This window comes from Moraxella sp. FZFQ2102 (genome assembly GCF_024137865.1).
Classification (GTDB): domain Bacteria; phylum Pseudomonadota; class Gammaproteobacteria; order Pseudomonadales; family Moraxellaceae; genus Moraxella.
Genome location: NZ_CP099960.1, coordinates 2,001,151 through 2,025,348 on the forward strand (window position 1 = coordinate 2,001,151; position 24,198 = coordinate 2,025,348).

General features: G+C 46.8%; 19 protein-coding genes and 1 tRNA gene. 8 read left to right on the forward strand and 12 right to left on the reverse strand.

Annotated features, from left to right (window positions below; genetic code table 11):
* Window positions 1–43 precede the first annotated feature (43 nt).
* The gene (pyrF, locus tag NGM44_RS09425) at window positions 44–733 is read left to right on the forward strand and encodes an orotidine-5'-phosphate decarboxylase (protein WP_253223407.1); all 690 of its coding nucleotides are present in this window, start codon (window positions 44–46) and stop codon (window positions 731–733) included.
* 61 nt (window positions 734–794) lie between these two features.
* Here the strand turns inward: pyrF and ybeY are convergent, their stop codons facing one another.
* The 5 genes from ybeY to NGM44_RS09450 all read right to left on the reverse strand — a co-directional run bounded on the left by ybeY (window position 795) and on the right by NGM44_RS09450 (window position 3,740).
* Window positions 795–1,229, reverse strand: coding sequence for an rRNA maturation RNase YbeY (gene ybeY, locus NGM44_RS09430; protein ID WP_371923551.1), 435 nt, complete (start codon window positions 1,227–1,229; stop codon window positions 795–797).
* 104 nt (window positions 1,230–1,333) lie between these two features.
* A complete protein-coding gene (locus tag NGM44_RS09435; protein ID WP_253223409.1) occupies window positions 1,334–2,413 on the reverse strand; it encodes a PhoH family protein in 1,080 nt (359 codons plus the stop codon).
* 39 nt (window positions 2,414–2,452) lie between these two features.
* Complete coding sequence (locus NGM44_RS09440) at window positions 2,453–2,851, reverse strand: diacylglycerol kinase (protein ID WP_253223410.1); 399 nt, start codon at window positions 2,849–2,851, stop codon at window positions 2,453–2,455.
* A 129-nt stretch (window positions 2,852–2,980) separates the two neighbouring features.
* A tRNA-Leu gene (locus NGM44_RS09445) sits at window positions 2,981–3,065 on the reverse strand.
* 195 nt (window positions 3,066–3,260) lie between these two features.
* Window positions 3,261–3,740 carry a hypothetical protein gene (locus tag NGM44_RS09450; protein ID WP_253223411.1) on the reverse strand — a complete coding sequence of 160 codons (480 nt, stop codon included), beginning with the start codon at window positions 3,738–3,740 and terminating at the stop codon, window positions 3,261–3,263.
* Between the two features lie 418 nt (window positions 3,741–4,158).
* Between NGM44_RS09450 and NGM44_RS09455 the strand changes: the two genes are divergently transcribed.
* The 3 genes from NGM44_RS09455 (at window position 4,159) to carB (ending at window position 10,080) form a co-directional block, all read left to right on the forward strand.
* Window positions 4,159–5,235: a DUF475 domain-containing protein gene (locus tag NGM44_RS09455; protein ID WP_253223412.1), complete on the forward strand. Its 1,077-nt coding sequence runs from the start codon at window positions 4,159–4,161 to the stop codon at window positions 5,233–5,235.
* 325 nt (window positions 5,236–5,560) lie between these two features.
* Entirely contained in the window at window positions 5,561–6,760 is a 1,200-nt protein-coding gene (gene carA, locus NGM44_RS09460) for a glutamine-hydrolyzing carbamoyl-phosphate synthase small subunit (protein ID WP_253223413.1), read from the forward strand.
* 83 nt (window positions 6,761–6,843) lie between these two features.
* Complete coding sequence (gene carB, locus NGM44_RS09465) at window positions 6,844–10,080, forward strand: carbamoyl-phosphate synthase large subunit (RefSeq protein WP_253223414.1); 3,237 nt, start codon at window positions 6,844–6,846, stop codon at window positions 10,078–10,080.
* A 94-nt stretch (window positions 10,081–10,174) separates the two neighbouring features.
* Here the strand turns inward: carB and NGM44_RS09470 are convergent, their stop codons facing one another.
* From NGM44_RS09470 to NGM44_RS09480, 3 genes are all read right to left on the reverse strand, one after another.
* Window positions 10,175–12,013 (reverse strand): monovalent cation:proton antiporter-2 (CPA2) family protein, encoded by a 1,839-nt coding sequence (locus NGM44_RS09470; RefSeq protein ID WP_253223415.1) that lies wholly within the window; start codon window positions 12,011–12,013, stop codon window positions 10,175–10,177.
* A 161-nt stretch (window positions 12,014–12,174) separates the two neighbouring features.
* Window positions 12,175–13,542 (reverse strand): magnesium/cobalt transporter CorA, encoded by a 1,368-nt coding sequence (corA, locus tag NGM44_RS09475; protein WP_371923494.1) that lies wholly within the window; start codon window positions 13,540–13,542, stop codon window positions 12,175–12,177.
* Between the two features lie 188 nt (window positions 13,543–13,730).
* Window positions 13,731–13,931 carry a hypothetical protein gene (locus tag NGM44_RS09480; protein WP_253223416.1) on the reverse strand — a complete coding sequence of 67 codons (201 nt, stop codon included), beginning with the start codon at window positions 13,929–13,931 and terminating at the stop codon, window positions 13,731–13,733.
* A 35-nt stretch (window positions 13,932–13,966) separates the two neighbouring features.
* Between NGM44_RS09480 and NGM44_RS09485 the strand changes: the two genes are divergently transcribed.
* A complete protein-coding gene (locus tag NGM44_RS09485) occupies window positions 13,967–15,244 on the forward strand; it encodes an ATP phosphoribosyltransferase regulatory subunit (protein ID WP_253223417.1) in 1,278 nt (425 codons plus the stop codon).
* A 60-nt stretch (window positions 15,245–15,304) separates the two neighbouring features.
* Entirely contained in the window at window positions 15,305–16,594 is a 1,290-nt protein-coding gene (locus tag NGM44_RS09490; RefSeq protein WP_253223418.1) for an adenylosuccinate synthase, read from the forward strand.
* A gap of 457 nt (window positions 16,595–17,051) precedes the next feature.
* Here the strand turns inward: NGM44_RS09490 and NGM44_RS09495 are convergent, their stop codons facing one another.
* Window positions 17,052–17,624: a 5-formyltetrahydrofolate cyclo-ligase gene (locus NGM44_RS09495; RefSeq protein ID WP_253223419.1), complete on the reverse strand. Its 573-nt coding sequence runs from the start codon at window positions 17,622–17,624 to the stop codon at window positions 17,052–17,054.
* A gap of 121 nt (window positions 17,625–17,745) precedes the next feature.
* On the opposite strand from NGM44_RS09495, the gene cydD reads away from it, so the two are divergent.
* Together cydD and NGM44_RS09505 are read left to right on the forward strand one after the other, a co-directional pair.
* The gene (gene cydD / locus NGM44_RS09500) at window positions 17,746–19,533 is read left to right on the forward strand and encodes a thiol reductant ABC exporter subunit CydD (RefSeq protein ID WP_253223420.1); all 1,788 of its coding nucleotides are present in this window, start codon (window positions 17,746–17,748) and stop codon (window positions 19,531–19,533) included.
* Window positions 19,533–21,245, forward strand: coding sequence for an amino acid ABC transporter ATP-binding/permease protein (locus tag NGM44_RS09505; protein WP_253223421.1), 1,713 nt, complete (start codon window positions 19,533–19,535; stop codon window positions 21,243–21,245). Before cydD ends, NGM44_RS09505 begins: the two co-directional genes overlap by 1 nt.
* Before the next feature lie 54 nt (window positions 21,246–21,299).
* Here NGM44_RS09505 and NGM44_RS09510 read toward each other — a convergent pair whose 3' ends face one another.
* From NGM44_RS09510 to cysW, 3 genes are all read right to left on the reverse strand, one after another.
* Entirely contained in the window at window positions 21,300–22,070 is a 771-nt protein-coding gene (locus tag NGM44_RS09510; protein ID WP_253223422.1) for a hypothetical protein, read from the reverse strand.
* Between the two features lie 513 nt (window positions 22,071–22,583).
* Entirely contained in the window at window positions 22,584–23,303 is a 720-nt protein-coding gene (locus tag NGM44_RS09515) for a sulfate/molybdate ABC transporter ATP-binding protein (RefSeq protein WP_253223423.1), read from the reverse strand.
* A 37-nt stretch (window positions 23,304–23,340) separates the two neighbouring features.
* Window positions 23,341–24,186 (reverse strand): sulfate ABC transporter permease subunit CysW, encoded by an 846-nt coding sequence (gene cysW / locus NGM44_RS09520; RefSeq protein WP_253223424.1) that lies wholly within the window; start codon window positions 24,184–24,186, stop codon window positions 23,341–23,343.
* Window positions 24,187–24,198: the final 12 nt, after the last annotated feature.

Genomic DNA, 24,198 nt, shown 5'->3' on the forward strand with positions numbered 1-24,198 from the left:
CAAACGGTTTTTTTATTGCCAAAAATTTAATCTGGAGTGAATTATGAGTACATCGCCTGTGATTGTTGCGGTGGATAAGCACAACTTAACTGACGCTTTGGCACTGGCGGATAGCTTAGATCCATCACTATGCCGACTAAAGGTGGGTAAAGAGCTGTTTACTGTTTGCGGTGTTGATGTGGTTAAAGCATTTCATCAGCGTGGCTTTGATGTGTTTTTGGATCTGAAATTTCACGACATTCCTAATACCACGGCGCAAGCAGTGCTGTCGGCGGCGGATATGGGCGTGTGGATGACTAACATTCATGCCAGCGTTGGCGTTGATGCCATGCGACTGTGTAAAGAGCGATTGAGTGCAAGTGGCTATAATACGCTTTTGATTGCGGTGACGGTGCTGACATCGATGACAGATGCCAATTTGCAAGAGCTGGGTATTAATCGCAGCGTTGCCGAGCAGGTGGAGCATTTGGCAGGCTTGACACATACCGCAGGTTTGGACGGTGTAGTCTGTTCAGCGCAAGAAGCGACGAAATTAAAAGCCAAATTCGGCGCGGATTTTAAATTGGTTACACCGGGTATTCGTCTAGCGGAGGATGCCAAAGATGACCAAAAACGCATCTGCACGCCAAAAGATGCGCTTGATAATGGCTCAGATTTTCTGGTGATTGGGCGTTCGATTACTACTGCGGATAATCCTAATGACAAGCTAAGACTGATTTTGTCGCAGATTTAAGTGGTTTATAGCAAAAAAACCTTGGTTGTGCAATACAGCCAAGGCTTTTTGTTTGTAGGGTTTATTGATCCAAATAAGGATTACCAATCCCCAATTTCGCCAAAATCTCAATTTCAAAACTTTCCATCTCATCAGCATCAGCATCGCTGATTTCATGATCAAAACCAAGCAGGTGCAAAATGCCGTGTACGGTTAAGTGCGTTAAATGATCATTAAAGCGTTTGCCTTGTTCGTCAGCTTCTTTTGCCACGACATCATGACAAAAAATCAACTCACCCAATTCAATCTCAGGCAATTCATCCAATAAAAAGCTTGGCAATTCGCTCGGATAAGACAGCACATTGGTGGCATAATCTTTACCGCGTGCATCAAGATTGAGCGCACGACCTTCTTGGGCATCGGTGATATAGATGCTTAAGGTCTTAGGCTTATGCCAATAATCCACCGCATTATCAAAATAGCGAAATGATGCACCATTTGCCAATTTATCATCCATCACAGATAGGGCGGTGGCAAGTACCGTTTCAAAATCAAAGCCATCATATTGGGCGATAAGCGCGCCATCAAGTATATCATTGCAGCTGACAAAAACTTCATGACTCATGATGCTTCACCTTGAGTGGTGGAAGTTTGAGTGTTTGATTCGATCTTATCGCTTTGTTCGGCAAGCTTGACAGCTAGGCGTTCGGCTTTTTTCTGCGCTTGGATTTTTTCTTGTTCATCATCGAACGCATCATAGGCTTGGACGATTTTTTGCACCAAATGATGACGCACGACATCTTTACTATCAAAGCGAGTGATATGAATTTCATCAATTTTTGATAGGATTTGCAGAGCCTGAGCAAGACCTGACTTATGACCGCGTGGCAAATCGACCTGCGTCATGTCGCCTGTGATCACCGCGCGTGAACCAAAGCCCAAACGCGTCAAAAACATCTTCATCTGCTCAGGCGTGGTGTTCTGTGCTTCATCGAGAATTACAAAAGAATTATTCAGCGTGCGACCGCGCATATAAGCAAGTGGCGCAACTTCAATAACTTGGCGCTCAAGCAGCTTGCCAACTTTTTCAAAGCCAAGCATCTCATACAGCGCATCGTACAGTGGGCGCAGATACGGATCGATTTTTTGGGTCAAATCCCCTGGTAAAAAGCCTAATTTTTCACCCGCTTCAACTGCAGGACGCACAAGCAAAATCCGCTCAATCTCACCGCGCTCAAGCATATCAACCGCGCACGCCACAGCAAGATAAGTCTTACCTGTACCTGCAGGACCAACGCCAAAAGACACATCAGAAATTAAGATTTTCTTAACATATTCCTGCTGATTATAGCCGCGCGGGGTGATCTTGCCTTTGCGCGTGCGCAGGCTGATGTCGGCATAAGGGGTTTTGGCTTGGCTTGGTACATCGGCTTTACGCGATAAGCTGGATTGGATGACCAAATGCAGCTCTTCACCGTCGATGTCGTCTTGCTCTTGGGCAAGTTCGGCAAGCTTAGCAAGGATGATCTCAGCGCGTTCTACGGCGGTCAAGTCGCCTGTGATGATGAACTGATTTTGGCGGTTGATGATTTGGATTTCTAGTCTTTCTTGAATGTATTTTAAGTGTTTATTATATTCACCCAATAGGGTACGCAGTTCATGGGTGCCAATCTCAAGGGTAATGGTGCGAGTGATGCTCAAGGGTTTTCCTTTTATTGATAAATTATAAAATACAATATGTTAAGTGAAATATAGCTGATACAATGCCATCAGCCATAGGACAAATTGCAAGGTCAAAATCACCATCTGCGCGGCCGAGCCGACATCTTTGGCGACTTTTGATAATGGGTGAAATTCATCCGAAATGCGATCAATCGCCGCTTCAAGCCCAGTGTTAAATAGCTCAACAATGATGGATAAAGCACTGACTAACAGCAAAATCATCTTGATGGCGAGTGTAAAGGGCAGGGCGAAAATAACGATGACTAATAAGATGTTCAGTAGGCTTACTTGGCGAAAGGCAGCTTCGCTTTTAAAGGCCGCCTTAAAGCCATCAATCGAATAACCTGCTGCTTTGATGATGCGGCGAATGCCTGTTTTGCCCTTCATGTCTTGGGCGTAGCTAGGTTTTTGGTTCATATAAAACGCTTAACAACAATAGATGTCTTATTATATCGGTCTTTGGGTGTTTCTTAAAGGGTTTTTGCCAAACTATTTTTAAAAAAAGCACAAAAAACTCACAAGCAAAAGCTGTGAGTTTCTTAAATATGGTGGGGTCGGAGAGACTCGAACTCTCACACCTCGCGGCGCTGGAACCTAAATCCAGTGCGTCTACCAATTCCGCCACGACCCCAAGTTATCTTTGAAACTATTGTCTATCAAGCTATCATCAAGATAGTGTAGTGCGTTTCAATGTCGGCTATTATAGCGCAAAAATTTTATTTGGCAAGTGTTTTTTGTAAAAAAATCAAAAAAAGTCAGACCATTATAGCCCGACTTAATTTGTAAGCATAAAAAGCTCAATAAAATCAATAATTTATCAAACTAATTATGGTGCAACTTCAAAGGTCTGCACAGGGGTTGGAACGCCATCAACTTCGACAGTCAGCGTATAAGTGCCGATAGGGTCGTTGTTATCGAACTTCCAGCAGCGTTGTACCGATGACTGCGCAATGCTGTCTGCCATGTTGCTCACGGTGTGCTTAGTGCCGTCGATTGAGCTTTGGACGATTGATTTGCCATCGGTGAAGCTGCTGCCTGCTGGCGATGTGAAGACTTCTTTGGCATTGACTTTGCTGCCAAAAACAGGTGTATCAGCGATCACGCTCCAACACGCACGGTAGGTGGGATTTGAGCGTGAGATTACATTGGTCGGCTGTGGGTGTAGGGTATTGGCAGACTCTTGGAAGATGCCAAAAGTATAACGACCGCCTTTTGCTGCCAGTTGGCTGGTAGGTTCGTTAGCGGCTTGTACTTGGCTGCTTGCGCCAAGGGCAGCAACCAAAATACAAAAAGCGAATTTTTTCATACAATTTCCAAAAAAAATTGACCAAAAAGCCCAAATCGGGCAGGGTTTTGTATTAGTCTAGCGGTTTTTGTTTGGCTTGACAATGTGGATTGTGGATAAAATTGTTATTCATTGGTAAATTATCTCTGATAAACACATCTTAATTATGCATAAATTGATGGGTGTAATTTTGTATAGAAAAATTGTAAATACTACATTTTCAGCGTTGCAAAGTCGCAAAGCACTGGATATAATATACAGATTAGTTTGTAAATGATGTTTTAAGAAAAATTACTTATTTTCTTGAAGTTTGACTTATGCGCTAAGACCGTGATGGTTTTGGCTTTTTGTTGTGTCAAAAACATACATTATGAATGTAAAAAAGCTTATGATTGTCAAGCGCAATCAATGAGCGCAAATCCTTGATATATGGGCACTTATGCGACATTTTTTATTTGATATTATTTTTACCGTTGTTTGCTTTGCTATTGCAGCGTGGTGGGGTTATAGCCACGGCGGTATTTCGGCGATGTTTTTGGCACTGGGTGTGACCGCGATTTTGGCGATCATGGAAGTGTCATTGTCATTCGATAATGCGGTGGTGAATGCATCCATTCTCAAGGGCTGGAGCGATTTTTGGAAAAAAATCTTCTTGACCATCGGTATGATCATTGCGGTATTTGGTATGCGTTTGGTATTCCCAATCGTCATCGTTGCCGTCACTGCTAATCTTGGCATGATGGAAGTGGTGAATTTGGCATTGACTAACCCAACCAAATATGCAGAGCATTTGAACGCGCATCATGCTGAGATTTCGGCATTTGGTGGTATGTTCCTATTGCTGGTTTTCCTAAAATTCATGTTCGGCGACAAAGATATCCATTGGTTCCGCTGGCTAGAAGCGCGCCTTGTCCGCTTTAGTAAAGTCGATGCAATGAGCGTGTTTGTGGCGTTGGTTGTGCTGATGATTTCGATGACTTGGGTCGATGAAGCCAAGCAGGGCGTAGTACTTGTGGCAGGTATCTGGGGTATCTTGGTGTATCTGGGTGTCAGCGTACTCTCGGCACTGCTTGAAGGTGAGAGTGATCCTGACGAAGTGGTTTATGATGCCAAAGGCAATGTCATCACCAATACCGCAGGTGTATCACCAACCATCCTAAAAGGTGGTGTGGCAGGTTTTCTATATCTAGAAGTGCTGGATGCGTCGTTTAGTTTTGACGGTGTGATTGGTGCATTTGCCATCACCAACGATGTGATTATCATCATGATTGGTCTAGCAATTGGTGCGATGTTTGTGCGTTCGATGACCATTTATTTGGTGGATAAAGGCACGCTGAGCGAATTTGTGTATCTTGAGCATGGTGCGCATTACGCCATCGGTGCATTGGCGATTATTATGCTGCTATCGACCAAATTCCACGTTCCTGAGATTGTGACAGGTCTGATTGGTGTGGCATTTATTGCACTGTCGATCTTTAACTCTGTACAATACAATCGCAGAAATCCAGCATCTTAGTCAAAATGTCTAAATGCTGACAATACCCGCCTTGATGGTGGGTATTTTTTTATGTGAAGTGGATAATGATATGAGTATGGAAATTTGATAAATTTGTCAAAAATCACTGGTATTTTTGTAAAGTTTTTTGTATAATGTGCAAAATCTATATCAAAGCGAGTGAACATGAAAAAGAGTAGCTTAAATCTTGCCTTATATGCAATTTAAGTTATTTATTTTTCTTTAGTTTGCTCGCTTTTTTGCGGGCTATTTTTTGGGAAAATTCTTAAAAATCAATGCCTTATGGCAGATATCTAGTAGTAATAAGCATTAATCGGAGCGGGTGATGGCAAAAGTAAAAGCAATCTTAGCACTGGCGGACGGAACAATCTTCCGTGGCGTAAGCATCGGTGCCACAGGTGAAACTGTCGGCGAAGTGGTTTTTAACACAGCAATGACAGGCTATCAAGAAATTCTGACTGACCCAAGCTATGCAGGGCAAATGGTCACCTTGACTTATCCGCACATCGGTAACACAGGCTGTAACGATGAAGATCGTGAATCAGGTCGCATCCATAAGGTGTGGGCGACAGGGTTGATTATTCGTGACTTGCCGCTATTGCACTCAAACTTTCGTGCCACAGGCTCGCTGTCAGATTATCTGATTGCCAATAATGTCGTGGCAATCGCTGACATTGACACTCGTAAGCTGACCACATTACTACGCACCACAGGTGCTCAAAATGGCTGCATCATGACAGCTGATAGCGATGGCAATATCGATGAAGCTCGTGCAATTGAGCTTGCCAAATCAGCACCATCGATGAAAGGTCAAGACCTTGCCAAGGTCTGCTGCGATCAAGATGGCTACATCTGGACTGAAGGCTCATGGGAGCTTGCCAATGATGGTCGCAATGCCAAGATAACCGAGACTGGCGGCCGCTTCCGTAAGCTTGGCGAAGATATCGAGCATCGCTTTAATATCGTGGCTTATGACTTTGGTGTCAAAACCAACATCTTACGTATGCTTGTCGATCGTGGCTGTCATGTCACTGTCGTACCTGCAACCACGCCTGTGGCTGAAGTGCTAAAACATAATCCAGATGGTATTTTCTTGTCAAATGGTCCTGGTGATCCTGAGCCATGTACTTATGCCATCGATGCGATTCGTCATATTATTAATGAGACCGCCATCCCAGTGTTTGGTATCTGCCTAGGTCATCAGCTATTGGCATTGGCAAGTGGGGCGAAGACCTTGAAGATGAAGTTTGGTCATCACGGAGCGAACCATCCGGTCCAAAATATCCTAGATGGTACTGTGATGATCACGAGCCAAAACCATGGTTTTGCGGTCGATGAATCAAGCCTACCTGCCAATGTGCGTGTGACACATCGTTCATTGTTTGATGGCTCGAACCAGGGCATCGAGCTGACCAATCGTCCTGCATTTAGCTTCCAAGGACATCCAGAAGCTAGCCCAGGCCCACATGATTGTGCGGTGTTGTTTGATCAATTTATTAAGCAGATGAGTGAGTTTAAGAAGTAAGGCTCATAATTTATTATATATCAAACAATGCGGTAATCAGCAAAGATAGTTATAAAAAACAGAGAATTGACGAGTAAGAGATTATGCCAAAACGCAATGATATTAAAAGTATCCTAATCATCGGGGCAGGCCCGATTGTTATCGGTCAAGCGTGTGAGTTTGACTACTCAGGCGCACAAGCCTGTAAAGCCCTAAAAGAAGAAGGCTATCGAGTCATCTTGGTGAACTCAAACCCTGCAACCATCATGACAGACCCTGTGATGGCAGATGCGACTTACATTGAGCCAATTACTTGGCAGACGGTCGAAGGCATCATCGCCAAAGAGCGTCCAGATGCTATCCTGCCGACGATGGGTGGTCAGACTGCGCTTAACTGTGCACTGGATTTGGATAAGCATGGTGTGCTTGCCAAATACGGCTGTGAGCTGATTGGTGCGACCAAAGACGCCATCGAAAAAGCCGAAGACCGTGAGCTGTTTGATAAGGCGATGAAAAAAATCGGTCTGGAATGTCCACGCGCTGATATCGCTGAGACGATGGAAGAAGCACTTGAGATTCAAGCGCGCTTCGGCTTCCCTGTGATTATCCGTCCTTCATTTACCATGGGTGGCTCAGGTGGTGGTATTGCTTATAACCGCGATGAATTTATTGAAATTTGTGAGCGTGGCTTTGACCTATCACCAACGCATCAGCTGTTGATTGACGAAAGCTTGATCGGCTGGAAAGAGTACGAGATGGAAGTGGTGCGTGACAAGAACGACAACTGCATCATCGTCTGCTCAATCGAAAATTTCGACCCAATGGGCGTGCATACTGGCGACTCAATCACCGTTGCCCCAGCACAAACCTTGACGGACAAAGAATATCAGCTGATGCGTAATGCATCGATTGCCGTCTTGCGTGAAATTGGCGTTGAAACGGGCGGCTCAAATGTGCAGTTTGGTATCAACCCTGCCAATGGCCGCATGGTCGTGATTGAGATGAATCCACGAGTCAGTCGTTCATCAGCATTGGCATCTAAGGCAACAGGTTTCCCAATTGCCAAAATCGCTGCCAAATTGGCAGTGGGCTATACCCTAGATGAGCTAAAAAATGACATCACCGGTGGCAAGACGCCAGCGAGCTTTGAGCCATCGATTGATTATGTCGTCACCAAGATTCCACGCTTTAACTTCGAAAAATTCCCACAAGCGGAAAATGTGCTGACTACACAGATGAAGTCAGTGGGTGAAGTGATGGCGATTGGCCGTAATTTCCAAGAATCTATGCAAAAAGCCTTGCGTGGTCTAGAAACTGGTGCAACAGGCTTTGATGAAATTATCGAGCTTGAAGGCAAATCAGCAGACGCCATCAACAGCGAAATCAAAAACAAGCTATCCATCCCGACGCCTGATCGTATCTTCTATATCGCTGAAGCGTTCCGTCATGGCTTTGATTTGGATGCGGTATATCAATACACCAAAATCGATCCTTGGTTCTTGGTACAAATCGAAGACATCGTCAAGACCGAAAGCGACATCAAATCGCTGGGCTTTGGCGGCCTAAATGCCGATAATCTGCGTGCCTTTAAACGCAAGGGTATGAGTGATCTTCGCATCGCAAACTTAATGGGCATCAGCCAAAAACAACTGCGTAAACAGCGCTGGGATCTTGGCGTATATCCAGTGTATAAGCGTGTCGATACCTGTGCGGCCGAGTTTGAGACTTCAACCGCTTATATGTACTCAAGCTATGACGATGAGTGTGAAGCTCGCCCAAGCGATAAAGATAAAATCATGGTCATCGGCGGTGGTCCAAACCGTATCGGTCAAGGTATTGAATTTGACTACTGCTGTGTGCACGCAGCACTTGCCATGCGTGAAGATGGCTATGAGACCATCATGGTGAACTGTAACCCAGAGACTGTCTCAACTGACTATGACACATCAGATCGCTTGTACTTTGAGCCTGTGACGCTTGAAGATGTGCTTGAAATTATCCGCACCGAAAAACCAAAAGGCGTCATTGTGCAGTATGGTGGTCAAACGCCATTGAAACTTGCTCGTGCATTAGAAGAAGCAGGTGCGCCAATCATCGGTACCAGCCCTGATGCCATCGACCGTGCCGAAGACCGTGAACGCTTCCAGCGTATGCTACATCAGCTGAACCTAAATCAGCCACCAAACGCACTAGCAACCAGTAGCGAAGAAGGTATCGTCAAGGCACAATCTGTCGGCTATCCGCTTGTTGTCCGTCCATCGTATGTATTGGGTGGCCGTGCGATGGAAATCGTGTATAACGAAGATGAGCTTAAGCGCTACTTGCGTGAAGCGGTGCAAGCATCGAACGAAGCGCCAGTACTACTAGATCGCTTCTTGGATGATGCCATCGAAGTGGATGTGGATTGTGTGTCTGATGGCAAAACCGTCGTCATCGGTGGTATCATGCAGCACATCGAACAAGCAGGCGTGCACTCAGGCGACTCAGCGTGTAGCTTGCCACCGTATTCATTGAGCAATGACATCCAAGATCAGATCCGTGAGCAGACCATTGCGATGGCAAAAGAGCTGGGTGTGGTCGGTCTGATGAATGTGCAATATGCGGTCAAAGATAACACTGTGTATATCCTAGAAGTGAACCCACGCGCGAGCCGTACAGTGCCATTTGTCTCAAAATGTATCGGCACATCACTTGCCAAAGTCGCTGCCCGTTGTATGGCAGGCAAGAGCTTGGAAGAGCAGGGTTTTACCAGTGAGATCATTCCGACGCATTATTCGGTCAAAGAAGCGGTATTCCCATTTGCTAAGTTCCCAGGTGTGGATCCAATCCTAAGCCCAGAGATGAAATCAACAGGTGAAGTGATGGGTGTGGGCAAGACCTTTGGTGAAGCTTTCTACAAAGCTGTCATCGGCTCAAACGAACGCCTACCAGGCTTACCGGTATCAGGTGAAGTCAAAAAAGCCTTCTTGTCAGTACGCGATAGCGATAAGAAGCATCTGACCGAGCTTGGTAAGCAGCTTGTCGGTTATGGCTTTAAGCTTGTGGCGACTGCTGGCACGCAGCAAGTATTGGCTGATGCAGGCATCGAGTGCGAGCGCATCAATAAAGTCAATGAAGGCCGTCCACACATCGTCGATATGATCAAAAATGACGAAGTGCATTTGGTGATCAATACCACTGAAGGTAAGCAAGCGCAAGAAGATTCATTCTTGATCCGTCGCAGTGCCTTGCAAGCCAAGGTGTTCTATGTCACCACCATGAGCGCAGCACAAGCGGTATGTATGGCATATCAAGTGAAACTGCCATTTGATGTGTATAAGCTGCAAGATTTGCACGCATAATATCCGCACAAATAAAAAATACCGACAGGTTTAATGCTTGTCGGTATTTTTTTATTGATCAAATTTGTAAAATAATTAATGAAGCTTAAGGCATTTAAGGCAAATAAGTCCCACGCTTAGGCTGCCATTCGATCTCTTCACCGCGCATCAGCTTATCAATCATTACTTTGGTGTTGGCGCGATGCTCGGTCAATAGGCTGATCATATGCGTGTTTTTGTAGCGACTGATGTCAGGATCATACGATTCTGCCGCTTTTGCCACACCATCACGATCGCGATGATGGTATAAATGCGCGATACGCTCGGCAGTGTCGCTGTCCATGCCAAGCAGCTCAAGCCCCGTCTTGGCACTGCGCACCGCTGAGTCAAAGGTCTCACGAATGACCGCATTTGCACCAGCGCGGTGCAGCTGATAAGCATGAATGCGATCATAAGCACGCGCCACGATGGGCAAATCTGGAAAATCATGGCGCAGGTGCTTGACAATGCTAAGTGATTTTTGGGGATCATCGATGGTGATCATCGCAAGTTTTGCCTTGGCAATGCCCGCCATCTCAAGCAAATCAAAGCGTGTCGCATCACCAAAATAAGTCTTAATGCCAAGATTTGCCAAGCCATCGACATGGTCGGCATCTGAGTCGATCAAGGTCGTGTGATAGCCGCACGCAGTCAGCACGCCATTGACCACCTGCCCATAGCGACCATGCCCAAGGATGATGATGGGATTTTCTTCATCGATAAAATCATTTTCACGAGCAGTGGTGCGATCGGCAGTTTTGGCAAACTTACCATGAATGACCAAAAACAGCGGCGTCAGCACCATGGACATCACCACGATTGCGGTTAAGTTGGCGTGCGTGGTGGCATCGATCACCGACTGAGCAGCAGCTGCCGAGAATAGCACAAACGCAAATTCACCGCCTTGTGCCATCATCACCGCACGCTCAAGTGCTATAGCATGATCGGATTTGGTCATGCGCGCCACCAGATAAATCCACACGCCTTTGGTCGCCATCAGTGCCAGCACGCCAAGGCTGATCAGCTGCCAGTTATCCGCGACAACTGATAAATCTAGCGCCATGCCGACACCTAAGAAAAATAGACCTAAGAGCAAACCACGAAACGGCTCAATGTCCGCTTCTAGCTGATGGCGAAAGCTGGATTCGGATAATAACACACCAGCGACGAACGCACCCATCGCCATCGACAGTCCGCCAAGTTCCATCAATAGAGCAGAGCCAAGCACCACAAGCAAGGCAGCCGCAGTCATGATCTCGCGTACGCCAGTCTTGGCTAGGATTTTAAACAGTGGATTAATCAGTACGCGACCAGCGAAAAACAGCGCCAGCAGCGAACCAATCGCGATCAAAATCGACTGCCAAGCAGGGGTATCGCTCGTCTGTACCACAGGCGCAAGAAAGGCAACAATGGCAAGCAGTGGCACGATAAGCAAATCTTCAAACAGCAAAATCGACACCATGCTTTGACCTTTGGCAGTGCCAAGCTCATTATTCTCACCAAGACTTGACATGACAATGGCTGTCGAAGTCAGCACAAATCCTGCCGCACCGATGAACGCCACTTGCCATGATGCACCAAGCAGCATAATCACCGCGGTCATCAAAGCAGTTGCACCCAGTACTTGTAGCGAACCTAGCCCAAAAATCTGCCGACGCAGACCCCATAGATGTGCTGGCTGCATCTCAAGCCCAATGATGAATAAGAACATCACCACGCCAAGCTCCGCCACATGAATGATGGTCTGCGGATCGGTAAATATCCCCAAGCCAAACGGGCCAATCAACAGACCGCCTGCCAGATACCCAAGTACAGAGCCTAAGCCAATTTTGCGAAAAATCGGTACAGCAATCACTGCCGCCCCAAGCAGGGTAACGACTTTGATCAGCTCGCCTGCCATGCCTGCTTCAGCCATAGTTCACCTTTATATCGTTGATTAATTTAAATAATTCTTGCAATCAAAACAAAAAGACAGCATTCATATGATGCTGTCATCTTAACCTAAGCTTGATGATTTCACCAATACTATCAGAAAAAATAAGAAAATCTGATGAAATCATTAATAATTATAATAAATTATAACCAGCCAGCTTTTCTAAATTTAGAATATAAATACAAACACACAGCAATCACTGCACCCAGCACGATAAAATAGCCGTATTTGTAGTGTAATTCAGGCATAAAATCAAAGTTCATCCCATAGATGCCTGCCACTGCCGTCGGTACCGCAGCAATACCTGCCCAAGCAGCCAGCTTACGTACGACATCGTTCTGCCCCATGGTCACCATCGCCATATAGGTATCCATCGCCACAGACAGCATTTCGTTGAGTCCATTGACCGCATCGATCGAGCGAAGCAGGTGGTCGTTGACGTCGCGAAAATACGGCTTGGCAGCGGCAGGGAAGGCAGCAACCAGCTCATTTTTTTTGTGGTTGATAAAGAAATTACACACATCTTGCACAGGTAAAATCACCGCACGCATATGGACAAGTTGTGATTTTAATTCGTACAGACTTTTGAGTGTTGATTTGCTAAATTCGTGCGAGAAAATATTACGTTCTTGTTCACGCAAGTAGTTGCCCAAGCGGTCAGTAATCGGCAAGTAGTTATCGACGATGAAGTCCATGATGGCGTGCAGTACAAAAATCGGGCCAAGACGCAGTTTCTCAGGACGGCGATGGCAATGCTCACGCACAGGGCTGTATGAGTTCGATGCACCACGACGCACGCTGATGATAAAGTTTTTACCCATAAAAATCGCGGTCGTACCATAGCGGATTTGATTGTCTTCAAGCTTGGCGGTACGCACGACGACGAAAATCGTATCATTGCCATAGCTTTCGACTTTTGGGCGCTGATGATCGGCAAATGCATCTTCTAGCGCAAGTTCATGCAGATCAAAGGCATCTTGCACTTCTTTGACGGTCTCAAGACTTGGGTCATATAGCCCAAGCCAAATAAACTGGTTGTTGTTAGTCAATGCGCGGCTGACATCTTCGATCGCCAAAGGCTCAATCGGTGCGCCTGTTTTGCGAGAATATGAGTAGCAGATGATGGTTTCGTTATCCCCTGATTGCTCAATGTCTTCAAAACGATCGGCATCAGGATCATAGACAGTCATCGTCTCGATGGTGTCTTCGAGCGTGGCATCAGAGTCGCCATAGATATAGCTGTCGTGCGTGTCATGAAAGGTTTCGGCAGATTTTGACTCAGCTTCTTCACGCGATTCTGCTTCATCCAGATAATCATCATCACGCTTGGCATCGTCATCAATCAGCTCATCATCGAACAAATCGGCTTGATCGGGCTTGTCATCTTGCGGCAAAGTTTGCGGCGCATCTGCTGATACATCTTGGTGCAAATCGGCTGCATCTTGTGCGGACTGGGAGTTTGGCTGTCGGCTTGGGGTGGTGCTTAAGTCTGTGTCGTTTTTTAAAGTCATCACAAATTCCCCCAAAGTTTACCAAAAAGATGTCGCCAAAAACCCAAATGCCATCAAATATAGCCAATGAAATTTCTTGCAACTGCCAAAATGAGTAATTATAGCAATAAATTGGTAAAATTTCATCTATTTTTCAAGAATTTAAGCAAGAATTTAGCCAGGTTTTATGGTTTTATTGTTTAAATTTATCACTTAATTTTATTAAAATTATCCATTAATGATGGTAATGGACAAAAAAACAGAAATTTTTTGCAATTTACACTTGCAAGGATTGGTTTGTGTGGTACACTAGATAGGAAAAAATTCTTATTCGCCAGTCGCTTTGGCTGCGCTTCCAATTTTTTCACCGCATTGTATTTATTCTTTTTGTAGGTTAAGTGAATGTTCATTTAACCGCCTTTTGTTTGCCTAACAGGGGTTTGTTGTGCCACACAATTGCACCGATACTGACCAACTTGCCACCAAGCGGATTCACCAAAATTGGCTGTTGCCTGATGGGGTGGCGGATGTCTTGTTCAAGGATGCGCAAAAACAAGAAAGTCTGCGCGATGCCTTGCTGTTTGTCCTGACGGCGCACGGCTATCGCTTGGTTTCACCGCCCCTAATCGAATATACTGAGAGCCTGCTTGGTAATGCTGATGAAGATCTTAAGCGTCAAACTTTCAAATTCATCGATCAGCTAAACGGTCGCTTGATGGGCTTGCGTGCAGACATTACGCCGCAGATTCTGCGTATCGATAGTAAATATGGGCATGGCATTAGCCGTTATTGCTATGTCGGTCAGGTGGTGAAAACCTTGCCAACTGGGCTGTTTGGTCTGCGTACGCCGCTACAAATGGGCGCGGAGATTTTCGGCGTTGATACCATTGATGCAGAGATTTCGCTGTTGGATTTGTTCGCGGCATTGATGGATGAGATTGGGCTTGCGCGCGAAAGCTTGCATGTCGATGTCGGTCATGTGGCGATTTTCCGTCAGCTGTGCCAGATTCATGGCGTGCCAGCGGCAAAAGTCGATGAGCTGATGGCGATTTATCATAAAAAAGCCATGCCTGAGCTTGCGGTATTTTGTCAAGCCTTAGGCGATGAGCTTGCCAATCCGGCAGGTGCAAATGACTTTGTCGTGCTTGCCAAGCATACCCTTGCACAAGATGGCGTGCCAAATGCTGCCAATTTATTGGGTAAATTATCAGCCCAGGCGAATGCCGATACCACCATCGTCGCTGCGACCCATGAAATCGTCGCATTGATCGCGCACATTCGCATGCTTGGCATGGGTATTAGCCTTGATGTTACCGAATTGTCAGGCTATCACTATCACACAGGCGTGGTGTTCAATGTCTATTTGAACCACAGCCAAACCGCACAGACTCAAGCTCTGGTGCGCGGCGGTCGCTTCAAGGGCGTATCTGCTGATGGTCAAGATCGCGCGGCGACAGGCTTTAGTATGGATCTAAACCGCTTGCTTGAATTTGTCGAGCTACAAGAAGACACCGTGATTGTGGTGGATTTTAATGATTTGCAAGCGGCAAGCGCTGCACAAAAAGCCGACCTAAATGAGCAAATCAAAACGCTACAAAATGAAGGCTGTATCGTCATCAAGCCATTATCTGCTGATGATAAGCCGCAGAGTATCGATGGCGTGCTGCATTTCGATACAGAGCAGGCGCAGTGGTCGGTGCAGTTGGTTGGTGATGATTTTTAATCTATTTTAATTAAATTTAATTCATTCAATTTCATGTTTATCTAAACTTAAGGAATTATCATGGGTAAGAATGTCGTAGTACTTGGTAGCCAATGGGGCGACGAAGGCAAAGGCAAAATCGTTGATCTATTAACCGAAAAAGCGACAGCGGTAGCACGCTTTCAAGGTGGTCATAATGCAGGTCATACGCTGGTCGTTGGCGGCGAAAAAACCGTACTACATCTCATCCCATCAGGCATCTTGCGTGAAGGTGTGACTTGCTTTATCGGTAATGGCGTGGTGCTTGCCCCTGATGCGCTGCTTAAAGAAATGAACGGCTTGATCGAAAAAGGCGTGCCTGTGCGTGAGCGTCTGCGCATCTCGCCTGCGTGTCCACTGATCATGCCATATCATGTGGCACTGGATCAAGCGCGTGAAATCAAGCGCGGCAGTGGTAAAATCGGTACGACAGGTCGTGGTATCGGTCCTGCTTATGAAGATAAAGTTGCACGCCGTGCGCTGAAAGTAGCGGATCTGTTCCGTGAGGACCTACCAGAAAAACTACAAAATCTGCTAGAGTATCATAACTTTGCACTGACCCAATACTACAAAGTCGATGCCATTGATTATGAAGCGACGCTTAAGCTGTGCCAAGAATGGGCAGCTGAGCTAAAAGACTTGGTGGTCGATGTGACCGAAGCACTAGAATCACGCCGTCAAAAGGGCGAAAACTTGATGTTCGAAGGTGCGCAGGGTACGCTGCTTGACATTGATCATGGTACTTATCCATTCGTCACCAGCTCAAACACCACGGCAGGCGGCGTCTCAACAGGCACAGGTCTTGGCCCATTGTACCTAGATTATGTACTTGGCATCACCAAAGCTTATACCACTCGTGTCGGCTCAGGCCCATTCCCGACCGAGCTATTTGATGAAGTGGGTGCGCACCTTGCCAAAGTCGGCCATGAATTTGGTGCGACCACAGGTCGTGCGCGTCGCTGTGGTTGGTTTGATGCGGTCAGCCTACGCCGTGCGGTGGTGCTAAATTCTATGTCGGGCATCTGCCTAACCAAGCTTGATGTACTTGACGGCTTGGAAGAAATCTGTATCTGCACTGAGTATGAAGTACCAGCAGGCGAGTGCACAGGTGCATTCGATGCAGAATACTACGAAAAAGTTTCGCCAAAATATGAAACCATGCCAGGTTGGAGCGAATCAACCATCGGCGTGACCAAGTTTGAAGACTTGCCGGCTAATGCACAAGCCTACATCAAGCGTATCGAGACGCTAGTCGGCTGCCCTGTGGACATCATCTCAACAGGCCCTGACCGCGCCGAAACCATCGTACTGCGCGATCCGTATGATGCCTAATCGCTAAAAGCACAAAACCGCCGATTGTGATGATTGGCGGTTTTTGTTTGGGGTGGCGGTCTTGGTCTTGTGTGGGGTATGCCTTATGTCTGAATAAATAAAGAACGGTGATACCAAAATAAGGAAAGAGAATATGCAAACAGATAAGCTAACTCAATATAAGCACCTTTTGGATATAAAAAAATAGTAATTACCTGCAGGGTGCGTTATACGCACCGTTAAGACATCCGAATTGCTAATATACTAAAAATATTATTTTAAATCAATTGCTTATATAGAGCGGTGCGTGGAACACACCCTACGGTTACTTGAGTTGCAATAGTAGCAAAGGTAAGGGCGCATCCACACACCAGTGAGACATCCGAAATGTCAATATCCTAAAAATATTATTTTAAATCAATTGCTTGTATTTTATTAGTGCGTGAAATATATCTAACAATCACCCAATCTTACACCCCTAAACCCGCATTATCCGTTTCTCGGTCAGCACCATATCCACCGCCTGATCCCAAGGTTGTTTTGGCAGATTATCCACCACTTGAAACTCATAGCACCAAGCGACTTTGATGGTTTTGGTGCATTTGGCAAAAGTGCGATCATAATAGCCACCACCCATGCCAAGGCGTACACCACGCATATCCACCGCGACCAAAGGGCAGATGATGGCGTCCAGATGAGCCGCAGCGATAATATCTTGGGTAACAGGTTCAAGCATACCTAGGTAATGGCGCATGACGGCAGTTTTTGTGATAGGCAGGACTGCTTTGGCAAATCGCAAGGCTTGATTGGCTTTGGTGATCGGCAGATAAATCTCAAATCCCAAACGCATGGCAAGCTTGGCAATTACATCGGTTGGCAGCTCACCAAAATCATCCAAATAAATACCGATTTTGGCATGGCGTGGCAATTGGCGAAATAATTTGAGCAAGTGCCGACTTGCTAAAAATGCTGTCGTTTGCCGCTGCTTGGCGGATAGGGCGCGGCGCTGTTTGGTAAAGGTTTTACGAGAAATGGGGCTGGCTGTCATCATATTTGGTCGGTATGGATGAATGAGTGAATAAAAAGCCAAGAATTTCGTGCGGATTTGTTGAAAAACTGAAGCTTTTTGGGGATAATAGCACATTTGTTGATAATTATAAATCTTAACCACCATGACCGCCACAACCACCGCCCCGCCCACCAAACAGCGCGCCAGTAAAGACAAAAATTCTCGCCGCGATCCTGCTGACATCGCTGCTAATAATTTTTTAAAACAAACCTTTAAACCTGTCAAAAAATCCATCTATCTGGCATGGCTGTGTGATGTTGTCAATGTGCTATTGCTCATGGTGCAGGCGTGGGTGATTGTGCTGATTTTTGATGGATGGTTATTGCCGTTCATCCCTCAGTTTGCCCATCATGATGCGATGGCTATTGCTGCGTTGTGGTTGTATTTGGCAGTGCTGTTTTTGGTGTTTGTATGTCGTGCGTTGGTGGGTTATGCACGAGATGCGATCTTGACGCGTGTGGGCGTACAGGTGGCAGGCGATGTACGCGCGCGATTGATGGCGAAGCTTGGCGGGATGGGCGTGGCGCGTAGATTTTTTGGCTCGGATGGGGTTTTGGCAAGCAAAGTCGTCGATGAGCCTGAACATTTGCTTGGTTTTGCGCGCTTTGAAGTACAGAAAATGACTGCGGTGACGACGCCGATTTTATTGGCAATTTGCATCAGTTTTTTTAGTAAAGTATCGGCGCTGATTTTGCTCGCTACCGCGCCTCTTGTGCCGATTTTTATGGCGATCATTGGCATGGCGACCGCGCGCAAAAGCCGTGAGCAGATGGATGCGATGGGACAGCTTGGCGGGCGGTTTTTTGACTGGATTCGCGGTGTGAATACTTTAGCTCGGCTAAATGCAGTACAGATCGCAACGCAGGATATTGAGCGCTCGAGCGAATCCTACCGCCAAAAAACCATGGATGTGCTAAAGATTGCGTTTTTAAACAGTGCGGTGCTTGAGTTCTTATCTGCTTTATCGATTGCACTGGTGGCGGTGTATTTGGGTTTTGGCTTGATGGGGATTTTGCCGTGGCAGACGGGTGTGATGGTGACGAGCTACAGTGCAGCGCTGTTGATTTTGCTGCTTGTGCCGGAATTTTATGCGCCACTGCGCCGACTTGGGGCGGAGTATCATGTCAAAGGACAAGCACAAGGCGCGGCAAAGGCGATGGTGGATTTTTTGGCGTTCAAACCTGCACAAACTGGCAAAACACCGCTGATCATCACGGATAAAACAAGCATCCGACTGGATAAAGTCACGGTCTTTGGTGATGATGGGCGACTGCGCTTGCCGCCGACCAGTCTTGATTTTCAAGCAGGGCAAATCACAGGCGTGCAAGGTCAAAGCGGCTCTGGCAAATCGACGATTTTACAGGTTTTGCTTGGCTTTGGACAGTTTACAGGCACGATCACCTTTGATAATGGTGTGCAGATGCATTCATTAGATACGCTAGATATTGTTAAGCTGCGCGAACAAATCGGCTATTTGGCACAGACGCCAGCATTATTGCCGATGTCGATTGCGGATAATTTACGACTTGCCAAGACTGATGCAACCGATGATGAGCTGATGGCTGCACTGGACGCAGTGGGCTTACAAGATGTGGTGACGGCATTACCACAGGGGCTAGATACCGTGCTTGCTGAGCGCGGCGGTGGTTTATCGGGTGGTCAGGCGCATCGGCTTGCCATCGCGCAGCTGTTATTACAAGACGCTGCGATTTGGCTATTGGATGAGCCGACTGAGCATTTGGACGCTGAGACGGCTGAGCGGATTACGGCGCTGCTGAAGCGTTTGGCGGTGGGTAAGACGGTTATTTGGGTGACGCATGATGATGAGACGGCGGCATCGTTCGCGGTATGTCATCGCTTGGGCGCGCCGCACGCGGATATGGGGGCGTGATGAAAAAGACACAATTTCAACTGCGCCAACTGATCGGCACGCAGACAGCCATGTGGATTTTGGCGTGGTTTCTAGGCTTATTGACTGTGTGGTCGGTGCTTGGCTTGACCATACTCTCAGGCTGGTTCGTCACCATGTCGGCGGCGGCAGGGCTTGTGGCGGTCGGCGGTCATACCTTTAATTATATGATGCCAGCGGGGATCATTCGTGGCTTTGCCATCGTGCGCACCTTGTCGCGTTATGGTGATCTGATGGTGTCGCATCATGCGGTATTTGGGCTGCTGAAAGATTTGCGCGTGCGGTTTTTTCAGCGTTGGGCAAGCTTAAGTTTCGCCACACGCAGCGCGCAAGCAGGCTCAAGCAGCCAAAGAATGCACCGACTGGTCAAAGACATCGATGTACTGAATGAATTTATCCTGCGCTTCGTCACGCCGTGGGTGATGGCAGTCGGCGCGGTGCTTGCGGTGAGCGCGGTGACGATCGCCATCTTGCCAAGTGCGTGGCTGTCGGTACTGCTACTGATCGCAGCGATGGCGGTCGCAGTCGTGGCGATTTATCTTGCTAAAGCATCTGCCATCCAAGAAAGCACACTGCACGAACAGCACAAATCACAGCTGTTAGACACTTTGCCTGCCTTGACATCGCTGCTGATTTGGGGGCAATGGCGTAAGCAAACCGCACAATTGACCCATATCGAAAATCAGCGGCACGCGCTTACATTGTCCACACACAGACTGCGCCGTATCAGTGCCTTTGTGATTCAGATACTACACGCTGTTGCCTTGCTACTATTACTATGGGCGATGGGCGAATTTTTTGCGGCGGCTGACATCGTGCCATTTACCGAGCATCTGCTCAATGACTATCCGATGATGAGCTCGGCAGTGGCTTTGGCGCTGTTTTTGGGTTTGGTGGGCTTGGGTGAATTTTTACAAAATTTGGTGGCTGAGCCTTTGGCATATGGCCGCTCATTGGTCGCCAAAGATCGCCTAAATGCGATGATCGCTGATGAAGATAACATTGCCAAATCTGTGCATATTGATGAATTTGACATCAATCACCTATCATTAAAAATTGAAAATGCCACAGTCAAAGCGCCCAAAGCCATTATCGGTGCAAGTCATCTGAACGCCGTTATTACGCATGATAAACCTTGCCTAATCGTCGGCGCTTCAGGCGCGGGCAAATCGACACTGCTCCACACCATTGCCCAAGAGCATCAGCTAGTGGCAGGGCAGATGTGCCTTGCTGATGCTGTGCAATCGGCTGAGCTTCAGACGGTAGATTTTGGTGCGTCGATGGGCTTTTTGGGTCAGGCGGTGGATATTTTTGATCAGACTTTGGCGGATAATTTACGCTTAGGCAAGCCAACTGCCAGCGATGATGAGCTGTATGCGGTGCTGAATGCGGTGGGTCTGGGCGACTGGGTGCGCGCGCAGCCGCAGGGTCTTGCCACGCCACTGGGCGAATATGGCATGGCGGTATCGGGCGGTCAGGCGCGGCGCATAGCCTTGGCGCGTTTATTGCTTGCGCCAAAATCACTGCTGCTGTTGGATGAGCCATTTGCAGGGCTTGATAGCGACACGCGCAAAATCGTTTGGCAGTATTTGGCAGACGAACAGCGTGCAGGACGCATCGGCTTGTTGATCATCTCCACACATCAGCTGTGGGATGAGATGGGCGCGGTGGATGTGCTGAAAGTGGGCGAATAATAAAAACGGCTGGTGTGATAATCAGCCGTTTTTGCATATATTGCCAAGCTATCGCTAATCCGCCTTTTTATCCGCTTTGTTCGGGTTATCTTTAGCGGTGATGATGTCGGCATTGGGATCACCGAAGCTGAAAATTTCGGTGAAGTTCGGCTGTAGCTTGAGCAGTAGTTGTTCGTTTTTGAGCGTGGCGTGATTGACCTGCGCTTGGCGCAATTTGTCCTTATGGTCAGCCTTAAGCCAACGACCGATATCCAAATAAATCACATCGTCTTTATGCTCGGTAAATGGCACGCCTTTAATTTTAATCGAACTTAAAATAAACGGTAATGGATCTTTACGCATGATCGCACGATAGCTTGCGACGGCGAACTTGGCAAGCGGTGCTTTGTACCATTGGCGCGTGTGCAGTTCGATGACATCGGTGTCGCTGATCTGTCTTAGGATCAGGCGCTGATGATGGCGATCCAGCTGTAGATTCACCAATTCAAAATTACTGGCGACACTGGCAAAAATCCCATGAAAATCAACAGTGCAATACAATCTGAGCCAACCATCATGCAGATCAAGATGTACATCGTGCAGCATCTTGACATTGCGCGTGACGAAGCGATACAGCGCATCATTGATTTGCTGTTCACTGGCTGTTAATAAAACTTCATCAATATAACTGTCAGCAGCAGTGGCATAATTATGCTTAATATTGCCCAAAGTCTGCTGCCAACTGATCAAAAAAGAATCAAACAATCGCGCTGCATCAAAGGTTTCTTCGTAGCATTCTGCGCCGATTTCGTTGGCATCGTACTTGGAATTTGTGGTGTCATTCATGGTTTTGGCTGTGTTTTGTGTGTAAATTTGTCCATTTTAACAAATTTTTGCCAAGAAGTGTGTTTTTGATGGTAAATAAGCATTTTATGGACAAAGCTGATACAATGGTGGTGAGTATTGGCACTTATTCAAAAAATTGAGTATGGGTGTGCTGTTAGGGCAGTCAATCGACAATTGCCCAAGATTTTTATAAAATTTATTTAAATCAAATGCTTGTGATGAATTAATGTGTGGAATGAATTCAAAGAGCAATGCTACACATAAATTAAGTTTTGCCAAAAACCAACCCAATTATTCAACATTGTCATTAAATAAAGAAGTTATTTTCATAGAAAAATGTTGGGTTTTGCAAGCTTAACCCAACCTACGGGCTACCATGTGGGCAGATTGGGGCTGTGGGTGCATAATGCGGGTTGTTATGGGGCTATTTCAATCAAATAACAACCACAGTCACCCACCCAAAAAATCACCACCATAACAGCGGTGAAAATAAATAACTGCAAACTTAGCAAATCACAAACCCAAAAAATCCACCACAAAATCGCTATTTGGTGTGGCGAACAGCTCAGCAGGTGTGCCGATTTGTTCTACCTTACCATGATTCATGATGACAATTTTATCCGAGATGGCTTGTGCTTCTTCTTGGTCGTGGGTGACCATAATGCTTGTGATGCCAATCTCACGCTGAATATCCTTGAGTGAGCTGCGCAGCTCTTTACGCACTTTGGCATCAAGTGCGCCAAATGGCTCATCGAGTAGCAGTAGGCGTGGCTTGGTTGCGAGTGCACGAGCCAGCGCGATACGCTGACGCTGACCGCCTGATAGTTCGTGTGGATAGCGATGCTTGGTTTGGGGAAGTTGCACCAGTTCAAGCAGTTCATCGACACGCTGATCAATGCCACGAGCATCAGGGCGCACATTTTTTGGTAGTAGCGTCAAACCAAAGGCGATGTTTTGGGCGACGGTTTGATGGCGAAACAGGGCGTATTGCTGAAATACAAAGCCGATACCACGCTTTTGGACAGGGATATCGGTGACATCCACACCTTCAAAGGCGATGCGACCGCTGTCGGCATTTTCTAGCCCTGCGATGATGCGCAATAGTGTCGTTTTGCCACACCCTGATGGGCCAAGTAAGGTGGTTAGCTCGCCTGTTGGAACTTCGATATTAATATCGCCAAGTGCCACAAAGTCGCCAAACTTCTTATGAATGTGTTTAATCTCGATGCTCATGGTAATTCTCAATACTATATTTATAAATAATGGATAATCAGTGGCTTTGTTTGCGCGTCATGATGCCTTGGATAATCAGTGTCACCAGTGCCAATAGTGCCAATAGGCTCGATAGTGCAAATGCTAAAGTAAAGGCGTATTCGTTATAAGCAATCTCAATCATCAGCGGCATGGTATTGGTCTCGCCACGGATATGCCCTGAGACGACACTCACTGCACCAAATTCGCCCATCGCGCGGGCATTGGTTAGGATGATGCCATACAGTAGCGCCCATTTGATATTTGGCAAAGTCACTTTCCAAAACATCTGCCAGCCGTTCGCCCCTAGGGTCAACGCTGCTTCTTCTTCGCTATCGCCTTGGGCTTGCATCAGCGGAATCAGCTCACGAGCAATAAACGGAAAAGTGACAAATAAAGTCGCAAGCACAATCCCTGTCGTCGCAAAAATCACCTGAATGCCCATGCTCTCAAGCCAACCACCAAGCAGCGTATTGGCGCCAAAAACCAGCACAAACATCAGACCTGCTACCACAGGCGATACCGCAAAGGGTAGGTCGAGCAAGGTGGTGATGATAAATTTACCACGGAATTTATGGCGGGTAATCAAATACGCCAATGCTACACCAATAAGGGTGTTAATTGGTAGTACGATGGCAGTGGTGATGAGCGTCAATTTAATCGCCGAGAGTGCATCAGGCTCAACGAGTGCCACCTGATAAGCCGCCCAACCTTCACGCAATGCTTCATAAAACACCGATAATAAAGGTACGACAAGCATCACGCCCATGAATAGCAAGGCAAGGCTAATCAGTAGCCATTTGACCCACGGTTTATCACGAGTAGCAGGGTTGTTTTGGTATGCGTATTGAGTTGAACTTGCCATAGCTGACCTGTG